The organism is Kitasatospora sp. NPDC052896, from assembly GCF_044547075.1.
Taxonomy (GTDB): domain Bacteria; phylum Actinomycetota; class Actinomycetes; order Streptomycetales; family Streptomycetaceae; genus Kitasatospora.
Map to the genome: position 1 here is coordinate 122,830 of NZ_JBITZU010000002.1, position 12,979 is coordinate 135,808.

Annotated in this window: 11 protein-coding genes; all 11 read right to left on the reverse strand. The window is 72.9% G+C overall.

Translation table 11 applies throughout. The features are described 5' to 3' along the window. Positions 1-13 precede the first annotated feature (13 nt). Positions 14-682: a protein-tyrosine-phosphatase gene (locus ACIGXM_RS06720; RefSeq protein WP_396558331.1), complete on the reverse strand. Its 669-nt coding sequence runs from the start codon at positions 680-682 to the stop codon at positions 14-16. A 47-nt stretch (positions 683-729) separates the two neighbouring features. Continuing rightward, positions 730-1,377: an L-threonylcarbamoyladenylate synthase gene (locus ACIGXM_RS06725; protein ID WP_396557590.1), complete on the reverse strand. Its 648-nt coding sequence runs from the start codon at positions 1,375-1,377 to the stop codon at positions 730-732. Positions 1,378-1,408: 31 nt separating this feature from the next. Next, positions 1,409-2,275: a peptide chain release factor N(5)-glutamine methyltransferase gene (prmC, locus tag ACIGXM_RS06730; protein ID WP_396557592.1), complete on the reverse strand. Its 867-nt coding sequence runs from the start codon at positions 2,273-2,275 to the stop codon at positions 1,409-1,411. Between the two features lie 22 nt (positions 2,276-2,297). Beyond that, entirely contained in the window at positions 2,298-3,374 is a 1,077-nt protein-coding gene (gene prfA, locus ACIGXM_RS06735; RefSeq protein WP_396557594.1) for a peptide chain release factor 1, read from the reverse strand. Positions 3,375-3,485: 111 nt separating this feature from the next. Beyond that, positions 3,486-3,707: a 50S ribosomal protein L31 gene (gene rpmE, locus ACIGXM_RS06740; protein ID WP_145904411.1), complete on the reverse strand. Its 222-nt coding sequence runs from the start codon at positions 3,705-3,707 to the stop codon at positions 3,486-3,488. Between the two features lie 144 nt (positions 3,708-3,851). Next, the gene (locus tag ACIGXM_RS06745; protein ID WP_396557597.1) at positions 3,852-4,988 is read right to left on the reverse strand and encodes an LCP family protein; all 1,137 of its coding nucleotides are present in this window, start codon (positions 4,986-4,988) and stop codon (positions 3,852-3,854) included. Between the two features lie 165 nt (positions 4,989-5,153). Continuing rightward, a complete protein-coding gene (gene rho / locus ACIGXM_RS06750) occupies positions 5,154-7,196 on the reverse strand; it encodes a transcription termination factor Rho (protein WP_396557599.1) in 2,043 nt (680 codons plus the stop codon). 616 nt (positions 7,197-7,812) lie between these two features. After that, positions 7,813-8,730 (reverse strand): homoserine kinase, encoded by a 918-nt coding sequence (gene thrB, locus ACIGXM_RS06755; protein WP_396557601.1) that lies wholly within the window; start codon positions 8,728-8,730, stop codon positions 7,813-7,815. A gap of 328 nt (positions 8,731-9,058) precedes the next feature. Continuing rightward, positions 9,059-10,147, reverse strand: a complete 1,089-nt coding sequence (gene thrC / locus ACIGXM_RS06760) for a threonine synthase (protein ID WP_396557603.1) — start codon at positions 10,145-10,147, stop codon at positions 9,059-9,061. A 6-nt stretch (positions 10,148-10,153) separates the two neighbouring features. Beyond that, positions 10,154-11,446 (reverse strand): homoserine dehydrogenase, encoded by a 1,293-nt coding sequence (locus tag ACIGXM_RS06765; protein ID WP_396557605.1) that lies wholly within the window; start codon positions 11,444-11,446, stop codon positions 10,154-10,156. A gap of 132 nt (positions 11,447-11,578) precedes the next feature. Beyond that, positions 11,579-12,970 carry a diaminopimelate decarboxylase gene (lysA, locus tag ACIGXM_RS06770; RefSeq protein WP_396557607.1) on the reverse strand — a complete coding sequence of 464 codons (1,392 nt, stop codon included), beginning with the start codon at positions 12,968-12,970 and terminating at the stop codon, positions 11,579-11,581. Positions 12,971-12,979 lie beyond the last annotated feature (9 nt).

Here is a 12,979-nt window from a genome sequence, read left to right on the forward strand (position 1 = left end):
GGTGGGAACCAGCCTAGGACCGCGCGCCCCAGCCGTCCTGGCGGCGCTCGGCCGGTACGCCCGTCAGGGCGGTCAGCACCGGATCGAGCGCGTGGAATATCTCCTCGCCGCAGTCGCGGAACATCCCGATCGGCGCGCCGTACGGGTCGTCCACCTCGTCGGCCTCCGGGGTCGCCGCGAGCAGCCAGCCGCGCAGTGAGGCGGCGGCCCTGACCAGCACCCGGGCCCGCTCGGTCAGCTCGGCGCCGTCCCGCGGGTCGGGCAGGGTGGTCGGGTCTATCGAGCGCACCAGGCGGGTGAACTCCTTGAGCGTGAAGGTGCGCAGTCCCGCCGCGTGGCCCATCGAGATCACCTGGGCCCGGTGGTCCAGGGTCGCGGTGAGCACCAGGTCGGCCTCGACCACGTGCTCGTCCAGCAGCTCGCGGCCCGCGAAGTTGCCGCTGTCCACGCCGTACTCGCCGAGCACGGTGGCCGCGTGCGCCTCCATCGGCGCGCCCTCGTGGCCCCAGGTGCCGGCGCTCTCCACCACGATCCGGGCGGCCGAGCCGCCGTTCAGCCGGGCGTCCAGCTCATGCCGGGTCAGCCGCTCGGCGATCGGCGATCGGCACACGTTGCCGGTGCAGACGAAGAGGATCCGGAAGACGTCGGCCGGGCGCGGCGCCACCGTGAGGTAGGGGGCCAGCCCGCCGAGCACCCGGTCGTCCGGGAGTCCGGGATGGAGTCCGGCCGTCAACTGCCGACCTCCAGGTCGGGGACGACCTCCCTCAGCTGTTCGACGCCGACCGCGCCGGCCCGCAGCAGGACCGGCACCTTGCCGGTGACGTCGACGATGCTGGAGGACTGGCCGTGCTCGGCCCGGCCGCCGTTCAGGTAGACCGCCACCGCGTCGCCCAGCTGGTACTCGGCGTCCTCGCAGGTCGCCGGGGAGGGGCCACCTGTCTTGTTGGCGCTGGAGACGGCCAGCGGGCCGGTGCTGTTCAGCAGTTCGATGGCGACCGGGTGCAGCGGCATCCGGACCGCGACGGTGCCCCGGGTCTCGCCCAGGTCCCAGCGCAGCGAGGGCTGGTGGCGCGCCACCAGGGTCAGGCCACCCGGCCAGAAGGCGTCGACCAGCTCCCAGGCCTGCTCGGAGAAGTCGGTCACCAGGCCGTGCAGGGTGGTCGGCGAACCGACCAGCACCGGGGAGGGCATGTTGCGGCCACGGCCCTTGGCGGCCAGCAGGGCGGCCACCGCCTCGGCGTTGAAGGCGTCCGCACCGACCCCGTAGACGGTGTCGGTCGGCAGCACGACCAGCTCACCGCGGCGGATCGCCGAGGCGGCCTCGCGCAGCCCGGTCACGCGGTCGCCGGCGTCGGCGCAGTCGTAGCGGCGGCTCATCGGTGCGGTCCCCTTCCGGAACGGTTCATGTCTAGAGCTGGATCTTGCGGGCGGTGGTGAAGCGCGGACGTCCGTTCAGGTCCCGGTGGTCGGCGGTGTCCGTCCAGCCGCCCTCCTCGTTGAAGATCCACGGCACCTGGCCGCCCTGGGTGTCCGCGTGCTCGACCACCACCGCGCCACCGGGCCGCAGCAGCCGGGCGGCGACCCGCTCGATGCCGCGGATCGTCTCCAGCCCGTCCTCGCCGGAGAAGAGCGACATCTGCGGGTCGTGGTCGCGCGCCTCGGGCGCCACGTACTCCCACTCGGTGAGCGGGATGTACGGCGGGTTGCTGATCACCAGGTCGAAGCGGCCGTCCCAGGAACGGTCGTCCACGAAGGCCCGGGTGGCGTCGCCGGCGTGCAGGGTGACCCGGTCCCGGTCCCCGCTCGCCTCGATGTTGCGCCGGGTGTACTTCAGCGCGCCCTCGTCCAGCTCGAAGGCGTGCACGATGCTGCGCGGCAGCTCCTGGGCGAGGGCCAGCGCGATGGCGCCGGAGCCGGAGCAGAGGTCGACCACCAGCGGCTCGGCGACGTCCATCTCGCGCACCGCCTCTATCGCCCACTCGACCACGGTCTCGGTCTCCGGCCGGGGCACGAAGACGCCCGGGCCGACCTCCAGCTCCAGGTAGCGGAAGAAGGCCCGCCCGGTGATGTGCTGCAGCGGCTCGCGCGCCTCCCGGCGCGACACGGCCTCCCAGTACCGGGCGTCGAAGTCGGCGTCCTTCACGGTGTGCAGCTGGCTGCGCTTGACGCGGTGGATGTGTGCGGCGAGCTCCTCCGCGTCGAAGCGCGGCGACGGCACGCCGGCCGCGGCCAACCGCTGGGTGGCCTGGGCCACCTCGGCGAGCAGCAGGTTCATCCGTACGTACCCCTCTGCAGAGTTACTGCTCTTGTGCGGCGGCGAGCTTCGCCGCGGCGTCGGCGTCGACCGCCGACTGGATCAGCGCGGTCAGGTCGCCGTCCAGCACCTGGTCCAGGTTGTACGCCTTGAAGCCCGTGCGGTGGTCCGAGATGCGGTTCTCGGGGAAGTTGTACGTCCGGATCCGCTCCGAGCGGTCGACCGTACGGACCTGGCTGCGCCGGGCGTCCGAGGCCTCCCGCTCGGCCTCCTCCTGCGCGGCGGCCAGCAGCCGCGAACGCAGGATGCGCATCGCCTGCTCCTTGTTCTGCAGCTGGCTCTTCTCGTTCTGGCAGGAGGCCACGATACCGGTCGGCAGGTGGGTGATCCGGACCGCGGAGTCGGTGGTGTTGACCGACTGGCCACCCGGGCCGGACGAGCGGTACACGTCGATCCGCAGGTCGTTCTGGTGGACCTCGACCTCGACCTCCTCGGCCTCCGGGGTGACCAGCACGCCGGCGGCGGAGGTGTGGATCCGGCCCTGCGACTCGGTGGCGGGGACCCGCTGCACCCGGTGCACGCCGCCCTCGTACTTCAGCCGGGCCCAGACGCCCTGGCCGGGCTCGGTGAGACCCCTGGTCTTCACGGCCACCGAGACGTCCTTGTAGCCGCCCAGATCGGACTCGTTGGAGTCGATGATCTCGGTCTTCCAGCCGGCCCGCTCCGCGTACCGCAGGTACATCCGCAGCAGGTCGCCGGCGAACAGCGCGGACTCCTCGCCGCCCTCGCCCGCCTTGACCTCCAGGATGACGTCCTTGTCGTCGTTGGGGTCGCGCGGGACCAGCAGCAGCCGCAGCTCCTCGGTCAGCTCCGCCTGGCGGCTCTCGGAGGCCTTCACCTCGGCCAGGAACTCGGAGTCCTCGGCGGCCAGCTCGCGGGCCGTCTCGATGTCCTCACCGGCCTGCCGCCAGGCCCGGTAGGTGGCGGTGATCGGGGTCAGCTCGGCGTACCGCTTGGCCAGCTTGCGCGCGTTCGCCTGGTCCGCGTGCACGGACGGGTCGGCCAGCCGCTCCTCGAGGGCGGCGTGCTCGACGAGGAGCTCTTCGACTGCCTCGAACATGGCGGGGCCTACTTCCGGTGAGATCGGTTTCCAGGTGGTGAGACGCGAACGGCGCCGGCCCAGGCGCCCCCGCGATGTGCGGGGGCACCGGAGACCGGCGCCGCGGGAGCGCTAGGCCTTCGCGCTGTGCTGCTTGCCGAAGCGAGCCTCGAAGCGGGCCACACGGCCACCGGTGTCGAGGATCTTCTGCTTGCCGGTGTAGAAGGGGTGGCACTGCGAGCACACCTCGGCGCGGATCACGCCGGAGGGCTCGGTGGAGCGAGTGGTGAACTCGTTGCCACAGGTGCAGGTCACACTGGTGACCACGTACGTGGGGTGGACGTCGCGCTTCAAGGGATTCTCCTAGGTATCGGGAGGGCACCGGGTCGGCGGAGGGAATCCGCACGTGAACCGGGACCGACGGACCAGTGTGCCAGCACGGTCCGCTTCTTCCCAAACCGGGGCCCGGGTGGATTTGTTCCGCACGCCCACGGCGCGCTAGGGCGCGACCCCGGCGGGCGCCCCGGGCGGCGTCGCAGGCGGCGTCGCGGTGGACGCCCCGGACGGCGTCGCGTCGGCCGGGTTGCTCGGCTGGTCGCCGACGATCGCCGGCGGCACCGGCCGGTCGGCCCGCAGCGCGGCCCAGAGCCGGTCGGCCGACGGCAGCTGCGGCACCAGCCGGTCGGGGTCGTCGGGGGCCGTCACGACCGGCATGGTGACCATGGTGAGCCGGTCGGTGCCGATCCCCTTCAGCTCGTCGCCCAGTCCGGTCAGCGCGCTCACCGAGGCCAGCCGGGAGTCGGTGGTGATGCTCCTGGTCAACGTGGTCCCCACGGTCCAGAGCCGGGCCGGGTTGGCGAACAGCCCGACCGACTCGACCTGCGTGATGACCGAGCGGACCAGCTCCTTCTGCAGCTCTATCCGGCCCAGGTCGCCGCCGTCCCCGACGCCGTGCCGGGTGCGCGCGAAGGCCAGTGCCCGGGTGCCGTCGAGGTGGGTGGTACCGGCCTTGAGGTCGAGCCCGCTGTCCTGGTCGTGGATGTCCACCGTGGTCGTGACGGTCACCCCGCCGATCGCGTTGATGAAGTTCGCGAACCCGCTGAAGTCGATCTCCAGGTAGTGGTCCATCCGCAGCCCGGTCAGCTGCTCGGCGGTCTTCACCGCGCAGGCCGCGCCGCCGACCTCGTACGCGCTGTTGAACATCGCCCCGCGCAGCGGCGGCACCGGCGTGCCGTCCGGCGCGGTGCAGGCCGGCCGGGCGACCAGGGTGTCACGGGGTATCGAGACCACCGTGCCGAGCGTGTGGTCCTGGTTGACGTGCAGCACCATCGCGGTGTCCGAACGGGCGGTGCCGTCGGTGGCGCCGCCGGCCAGCGCGCCGTTCGGGCCGCTGCGCGAGTCCGAGCCGAGGACCAGGACGTTGAAGGAGCCGTTGTTCGGCGCGGCCGGCCGGGAGCCGCCCAACGCGCCGTCGATGTCGACGCCGCGGATGTCGTGGTCCAGCCGCCAGTACGCGTAACCGCCCACACCCGCCCCGGCCAGCACCAGTGCGGACAGCGTCAGCGCGGCGGCCCGGAGCACCCGGCTCCGGCGACCGCGGACCTCGCGGGACTTCTCCTGCTGCTGATCGGCCATGGCGTGGGTTCCTCGCGCTCGGAGCCACTCCTTTCGAGGATAAGCGCCCGAGTTATTCGTGCATGTCCGGTTTGCGCAGTCGCGCAAGCGTCACGGAACGCCGGGAGACGCCGAGGAGCCCCGGGCGGCGGTGGCCGCCCGGGGCTCCTCGGGTTGGACGATGCGTCAGTCGCCGGATCCCGGCGTGGTCTTGGCGATCTGCATCAGGAACTCGCCGTTGCTCTTGGTCTGCTTCATCTTGTCCAGCAGCAGCTCGATCGCCTGCTGCGAGTCGAGCGCGTGCAGGACCCGACGGAGCTTCCAGGTGATCGCCAGCTCCTCGCTGCCGAGCAGGATCTCCTCCTTGCGGGTGCTGGACGCGTCCACGTCCACCGCGGGGAAGATCCGCTTGTCGGCCAGCTTGCGGTCGAGCCGCAGCTCCATGTTGCCGGTGCCCTTGAACTCCTCGAAGACCACCTCGTCGGCCCGCGAGCCGGTCTCCACCAGCGCGGTGGCCAGGATGGTCAGCGAGCCGCCGTTCTCGATGTTGCGCGCGGCACCGAAGAACTTCTTCGGCGGGTAGAGCGCGGTCGAGTCGACACCACCGGACAGGATGCGGCCGGAGGCCGGCGCCGCCAGGTTGTAGGCGCGGCCCAGACGGGTGATCGAGTCGAGCAGGATCACCACGTCGTGGCCCAGCTCCACCAGGCGCTTGGCGCGCTCGATGGCCAGCTCGGCGACCGTGGTGTGGTCCTCGGCCGGACGGTCGAAGGTCGAGGAGATGACCTCGCCCTTGACCGACCGCTGCATGTCGGTGACCTCTTCCGGACGCTCGTCGACCAGGACGACCATCAGGTGGCACTCGGGGTTGTTGCGGGTGATCGCGTTGGCGATCGCCTGCATGATCATCGTCTTGCCGGTCTTCGGCGGGGCGACGATCAGACCGCGCTGGCCCTTGCCGATCGGCGACACCAGGTCGATGATCCGGGTGGTCAGCACGCCCGGGTCGGTCTCCAGGCGCAGCCGCTCCTGCGGGTAGAGCGGGGTCAGCTTGCCGAACTCGGGACGGCCGCGGCCGCTCTCCGGGTCCATCCCGTTGACCGAGTCCAGCCGCACCATGGCGTTGAACTTCTCGCGACGCTCGCCGTCCCGCGGCTGGCGCACCGCGCCGGTGATCGCGTCACCCTTGCGCAGCCCGTTCTTGCGGACCTGGGCGAGCGAGACGTAGACGTCGTTCTGGCCGGGCAGGTAGCCGGAGGTCCGGACGAACGCGTAGTTGTCCAGGATGTCGAGGATGCCCGCGACCGGGATCAGCACGTCGTCGTCGCCGACCTGCGGCTCCGCCTGGCCGACCTCGAAGCCGTCGCGACGGCCCCGGCGGTTGCGGTCGCGGTAGCGGCCGCGCCGGCCGCGCCGGCCGTCGCCGAACTCGTCCTCGTCGAAGCCGCCCTGCTGGGCCGGCTGGGTGGCCTGCTGGGTCTGCGGGGCGGCCTGGCCGCCCTGCTGCTGGCCCTGGCGCTCGGCGCGGTCCCGCCGGCTGCGGCGGTCCCGACGCGACTCGCGGCCCTCGGCGCCCTCGCCCTCGCCGCCCTCGGTCCGCTCACGGCGGTCCCGACGCTCCCGGCGGCCCTCGCGCTGCTCCTCGCGGCCCTCGAAGCCACGACCCTCGCCCTGGCCGCGGGTCTCGGCCGGCTTGGTCTCGGTGGCGGCCTCGGCCACGGTCTCCACCGCGGTGGCGGCGGGCGCCTCGGCGGTGGCGGTGCCGGTCGGCGCGCCGGCCGCGGAGGTGGCCCGGCGACGGCCGCGCTCGGCCCGCGCCGGGGCGGCGGCCTCGGGGGCGGCCTGACCCGGGATCTCGATCTGGGCGGGGGCCTCGGCCGGCTTCTCGGCGCTCTGGCTGGCGCGGCTGCGGCGGGCCGGCTTCTCACCGGCCGGGGCGGCCTCCTTGGCCGCGGCACGGGCCGGTGCGGCCGGGGCCGCGGAGCCGGAGGCGAGCAGCGGGTCGCCGCCGCTCTTCTCCTTGATGGCCTCGATGAGCTGCTGCTTGCGCATCCGGCCGGTGCCGCTGATGCCGAGCGTCGAGGCGAGCTTCTGGAGCTCCGCCAGGACCAGACCGTCAAGGCCTGCGGCGGCGGTACGGCGGCGCTTGGCCGGCGCGGCGGGCGCCGCGGGCGCATCCGTCGCGTCGGCGTCCGGGCGCACGCCCATCAGATCGGTGGTGTCGCTCACTAAGGGTCCTTCCCTGGAGCGGACGTCGGCCTGTCTGGCTCGGCGACCGGTTGTGCTGTCTGACCTGCGCTCTGATCGGCGGAGGTCCGAGGCGGTGGTCCCGCCACCGCGGCGGTGCTGGGCGGCGGGAGAGTGCGAAGTGCGGTGCACGAGGCACGGTGGAGCGGATGGCACGGCGGACGGATCTCATGCCGACCGCGCAGCCTGCGAAACCCGGGCCCCCGTCGCGTGACGGTCTCCCGCGCTCCCGCCCGTCAGGACCTCGTCGGAAGGTCCGGTTGCGGCGGGTGGGGGTCAGGTTCCGTCACGGCTTCGGGATGCGGCCACAGTCGCGCAGGCAGGCTGCGTACGCGCCGTGGTGGGCTCCCGGAGAATCGTGGTCCCCGACATCGCCTGGATCCCGTGGACACGGGATGCCGGGATGGGGACGCGGTGCACCGGGCCCCGCAGGGCACCTGATGCAGACATGAGGTTAACACTACCGACCCCCTCACACATTCCCCAGCCTTGGGCTTGCCAATCGTGTCCCCGCCTTCCGCCCTCCCGGGCCGTGCGGTGGCGGCACGATCGTGCGGACAGTGACCGCGCGGGCCGCGTGGTCACTGTGCGTGGACGGTCACCCGTCCAACGGCAGGACGCGTGCTCCGTCACGGTCCAGCTGCAGCCGGTGCGCCGCGAACGACGGACCGGCGAAGTGCAGCAGCTTGTCGGCGCCCGCCTCGTCGGTCAGCGCGAGCACGGTCGGACCGGCTCCGGAGATCACCGCCGGCACCCCCTCGGCCCGCAGCGCGCCGACCAGCGCGGCGCTGTCCGGCATCGCGGAGGCGCGGTAGTCCTGGTGCAGACGGTCCTCGGTGGCGGGCAGCAGCAGCTCGGGGCGCCTGGTCAACGCCTCGACGAGCAGTGCGGAACGGCCCGCGTTGGCGGCCGCGTCGGCCAGCGGGACGGTCTTCGGGAGCAGGCCGCGGGCGGTCTCGGTGAGCACCTCGGTGGACGGGATGAAGACCATCGGCACGACCTCGGCGGCCGGGTCCAGCCGGACCGCGCGGGCCGCGTCCTCGTCCGTCCAGGCGATGGTGAACCCGCCGGCCAGGCAGGCGGCGACGTTGTCCGGGTGGCCCTCCAGCTCGGAGGCGAGGGCCAGCAGCGCGGCGTCGTCGAGGGCGGCCGGGCCGCCGATGGTCACCGCGCGGGCGGCGACGACGCCCGCGCAGATCGCGGCCGAGGAGGAGCCCAGGCCGCGGCCGTGCGGTATGCGATTGGCGCAGACCACTTCGAGCCCGCGTGGCTGCCCGCCGAGCCGGTCGAAGGCGGCCCGCATCGAACGGACCACCAGGTGGCGCTCGTCCCGGGCCAGGGTCTCGGCGCCCTCGCCCGCGATGTCGACCGAGAGGCCGGAGTCGGCTACCCGGACCACGATGTCGTCGTACAGGCCCAGGGCGAGTCCGAAGGCGTCGAAGCCGGGGCCCAGGTTGGCGCTGGTCGCGGGGACCCGCACCCGGACGGCGGCGGCACGGAACGCGGGACCGGCCATGCGGTGGACTCTCCTGGGATCTAGAGGCCGCGCGGAGCGCGTCGAAGGGGGGATGGGCGGGTGTCGGGTGGGGAGCCGATGAGGTCAGGGCCTGCCCGGCCGTTGGCATGCGCCACACCGCCGGGAGCCAGCGTATCGAAGAGAGGTTCCACAGCGGTACACCCCGCTCCCTCTCGATCTGCCGTGTTGCAGGTTCTGGCCGGAATCCGTGCCGAAATGGCATCGGATCAGCCTCACAAAGACCAACGAAATCGACACCGGTTGCGTTACCCGGACACGCCGGTGGGCCGGCCCCGAACGGACCGGCCCACCGGTGGTCGACGCCACGTCAGTCCAGCAGGCCCAGCCGCCGCGCGGCCGCCTCGGCGCTGATCGGGACGACGTGCGGCTGCGGCGCGCCGGCCACCGCCCAGTCCGGATCCTTCAGGCCGTTGCCGGTGACCGTGCAGACGATCCGCTGGCCGGGGTCGACCAGGCCGCGCTCGGCGGCCTGCAGCAGCCCGGCCACGCCGGCGGCCGAGGCGGGCTCCACGAAGACGCCCTCACGCGCCGCCAGCAGGCGGTAGGCGGAGAGGATCTGACGATCGGTCACCTTGTCGATCAGGCCGCCCGACTCGTCCCGGGCGGCCTCGGCGAAGGCCCAGGAGGCGGGGTTGCCGATCCGGATCGCGGTGGCGATGGTCTGCGGCTTGAGCACCGGCGCGCCGTCCACGATCGGGGCCGAGCCGGCCGCCTGGAAACCCCACATCCGCGGCTTGCGGGAGGCCAGACCGTCGTCCGCGTACTCCCGGTAGCCCTTCCAGTAGGCGGTGATGTTGCCCGCGTTGCCGACCGGCAGCACGTGGATGTCGGGCGCGTCGCCGAGCATGTCGACGATCTCGAAGGCCGCCGTCTTCTGGCCCTCGATCCGGACCGGGTTGACCGAGTTGACCAGCGCGACCGGGTACTTCTCGGACAGTTCACGCGCCAGGGTGAGGCAGTCGTCGAAGTTCCCGTCCACCTGGAGGATCTTCGAGCCGTGCACCAGCGCCTGGCCCATCTTGCCGAGCGCGATCTTGCCCTGCGGGACCAGCACCGCACAGACCATCCCGGCCCGGACCGCGTAGGCGGCCGCCGAGGCCGAGGTGTTGCCGGTGGACGCGCAGATCACCGCCTGCGCGCCGGCCTCCTTGGCCTTGGAGATCGCCATCGTCATGCCGCGGTCCTTGAACGAACCGGTCGGGTTGGCGCCCTCGACCTTCAGGTAGACGTCACAGCCGGTCCGCTCGGACAGCAACTGGGCCGGGACCAGCGGCGTGCCGCCCTCCAGCAGGGTGACCACCGGCGTCGTGGCGCTCACCGGCAGCCGGTCGCGGTACTCCTCGATCAGGCCGCGCCACTGGTGGGTGTGGCCGGCTCGGGCGGTGACGGCGTTCATGGTGCTCTACTCCCCTTCGACCCGCATGATGCTGGCCACGTCGCGCACGCTGTCCAGCGCGCGCAGCTTGTCAACGGTCGCCGACAGCGCGGCGTCGGTGGCGCGGTGGGTGACCACGACGAGCGAGGCGTCGCCGTCGCGGCCCTGCTGGCGCACGGTGTCGATGGAGACGCCGTGCTCGGCGAAGACCGAGGCCACCTGGGCGAGCACGCCCGCCCGGTCGTCCACGTCCAGGCTGACGTGGTAGCGGGTGACCACCTCGTCCATCGGCTTGGCGGGCAACTGGGTGTAGACCGAGTCACCCGGGCCGGTGGCGCCGCCCAGCTTGTTGCGGCAGACCGCGACCAGATCACCGAGGACCGCGCTGGCGGTCGGCGCGCCGCCCGCGCCCGGGCCGTAGAACATCAGCCGGCCGGCCGCCTCGGCCTCGACGAAGACCGCGTTGTAGGCCTCGCGGACCGAGGCCAGCGGGTGCGAGAGCGGGATCATCGCGGGGTGCACCCGGGCGGTGACCGAGGCGCCGTCCCTGGCCCGCTCGCAGATCGCCAGCAGCTTGACCACGCAGCCCATCTGCTTGGCGCTGGCGATGTCGGCGGCGGTGACCTCGGTGAGGCCCTCGCGGTAGACGTCGGCGGCGGTGACCTTGGTGTGGAAGGCGATGCCGGCCAGGATCGCGGCCTTGGCGGCGGCGTCGAAGCCCTCGACGTCGGCGGTCGGGTCGGCCTCGGCGTAGCCCAGCGCGGTGGCCTCCTCCAGCGCCTCCGAGTAGCCGGCGCCGGTGGTGTCCATCTTGTCCAGGATGAAGTTGGTGGTGCCGTTGACGATGCCCAGCACCCGGTTCACCCGGTCGCCGGCCAGCGACTCGCGCAGCGGCCGGATCAGCGGGATCGCGCCCGCCACCGCCGCCTCGTAGTACAGGTCCACGCCGGCCGCGGCGGCGGCCGCGTGCAGCTCGGCGCCGTCCTTGGCGAGCAGCGCCTTGTTGGCGCTGACCACCGAGGCGCCGTGCTCGAAGGCCGAGAGGATCAGGTGTTTGGACGGCTCGATCCCGCCCACCACCTCGATCACCACGTCGATGTCGCCGCGCTGGACCAGCGCCTCGGCGTCGGTGGTGAGCAGGTGCTCGGGGACGCCCGGGCGGGGGCGCCCGGCGCGGCGCACCGCGATGCCGGCGAGCTCGACCGGCGCGCCGATCCGCGCGGCGAGGTCGGCGGCGTCCGTCGTCATGATGCGCGCCACCTCGGAGCCCACCACACCACAGCCCAGCAACGCCACCTTCAGCGGGCGCGTACGCATCATCCGACTCCGCTCATCCATCCTGGTCGCCGGCGGTCGTTCGTTCGGGGGTGCCACCGGTCATCGGTCCGTCCCAGTCTCCGGGACTTTCCGTGCGAATCTACGGGCATTCCAGGATTTGAGACGAAATTTCCGCTATCCGACATCGAGCCGGAGGAGATCCTCCTCCGTCTCGCGCCGCACGATCACCCGCGCCGCACCGTCCTTGACCGCGACCACCGGGGGGCGCAGCGCGTGGTTGTAGTTGCTCGCCATCGAACGGCAGTACGCACCGGTGGCGGGCACCGCGATCAGGTCACCGGGCGCCAGGTCGGCGGGCAGGAAGGCGTCCCGGACCACGATGTCGCCCGACTCGCAGTGCTTGCCGACCACCCGGACCAGCATCGGCTCGGCCTCGCTGGTACGCGACACCAGGGCCACCGAGTAGTCGGCGTCGTAGAGCGCGGTGCGGATGTTGTCGGACATCCCGCCGTCCACGCTGACGTAGGTGCGCAGGCCCTCCAGCGGCTTCACCGTGCCGACCTCGTAGAGCGTGCAGGCGGTCGGGCCGACGATCGCCCGGCCCGGCTCGACGCTCAGGCGCGGCGCGGTGAGGCCGGCGGCGGCGCACTCCCGGCGGACGATGGCGGCCAGCGCGGCGGCGATCTCGGCCGGCTCGCGCGGGTCGTCCTCGCTGGTGTAGGCGATGCCGAGGCCACCGCCGAGGTCGATCTCCGGCAGCTCGACGCCGTGCTCGTCGCGGATGTCCGCCAGCAGCCCGACCACCCGCCGGGCGGCCACCTCGAAGCCGGCGGTGTCGAAGATCTGCGAGCCGATGTGCGAGTGGATGCCGCGCAGCTCCAGGCCCGGCCGGCCGAGCACCCGGCGGACCGCCTCGGCGGCGGCGCCACCGGAGAGCGAGAGGCCGAACTTCTGGTCCTCGTGCGCGGTGGCGATGAACTCGTGGGTGTGCGCCTCGACGCCCACCGTGACCCGGACCAGCACCGGCTGGCGGACCCCCTGGCCCTCGGCGATCGCGGCCAGCCGCTCGATCTCCTGGTAGGAGTCGAGCACGATGTGGCCCACCCCCGCCTTGACCGCCTGCTCCAGCTCCTGCTCCGACTTGTTGTTGCCGTGCAGCGCGATCCGCTCGGCGGGCATCCCGGCGGCCAACGCCACGGCCAGCTCGCCCGGGCTGCAGACGTCCAGGTTGAGGCCCTCCTCGTGCAGCCAGCGGACCACGGCCTTGGAGAGGAACGCCTTGCCCGCGTAGTAGACGTCGGCGTCGCCGCCGAAGGCGTCCCGCCAGGCACGGGCCCGGGCGCGGAAGTCGTCCTCGTCCATCAGGTACGCCGGGGTGCCGAACTCGGCGGCCAGTGCGCCGACGCCGACCCCGCCGACGGTGACCGCGCCGTCCGCGCCGCGGGCGACGGTACGGGACCAGACCTTCGGGTCGAGCGCGTTCAGGTCGCTCGGCGGGGCCTGGTAGTGGCCCTCGGGCAGCACGTCGCCGTGGCGGGGGCCCGCGGGGTGCGCGGAGCGGCTCATGGTGGTCTC

What these genes read in the sequence shown, in the direction of transcription:
- ACIGXM_RS06725 (WP_396557590.1), bottom strand. Translation starts at nt 1,377, where the DNA reads ATGAGCCGCCGCTACGACTGCGCCGACGCCGGCGACCGCGTGACCGGG.
- prmC (WP_396557592.1), bottom strand. Translation starts at nt 2,275, where the DNA reads ATGAACCTGCTGCTCGCCGAGGTGGCCCAGGCCACCCAGCGGTTGGCC.
- prfA (WP_396557594.1), bottom strand. Translation starts at nt 3,374, where the DNA reads ATGTTCGAGGCAGTCGAAGAGCTCCTCGTCGAGCACGCCGCCCTCGAG.
- ACIGXM_RS06745 (WP_396557597.1), bottom strand. Translation starts at nt 4,988, where the DNA reads ATGGCCGATCAGCAGCAGGAGAAGTCCCGCGAGGTCCGCGGTCGCCGG.
- thrB (WP_396557601.1), bottom strand. Translation starts at nt 8,730, where the DNA reads ATGGCCGGTCCCGCGTTCCGTGCCGCCGCCGTCCGGGTGCGGGTCCCC.
- thrC (WP_396557603.1), bottom strand. Translation starts at nt 10,147, where the DNA reads ATGAACGCCGTCACCGCCCGAGCCGGCCACACCCACCAGTGGCGCGGC.
- ACIGXM_RS06765 (WP_396557605.1), bottom strand. Translation starts at nt 11,446, where the DNA reads ATGATGCGTACGCGCCCGCTGAAGGTGGCGTTGCTGGGCTGTGGTGTG.
- lysA (WP_396557607.1), bottom strand. Translation starts at nt 12,970, where the DNA reads ATGAGCCGCTCCGCGCACCCCGCGGGCCCCCGCCACGGCGACGTGCTG.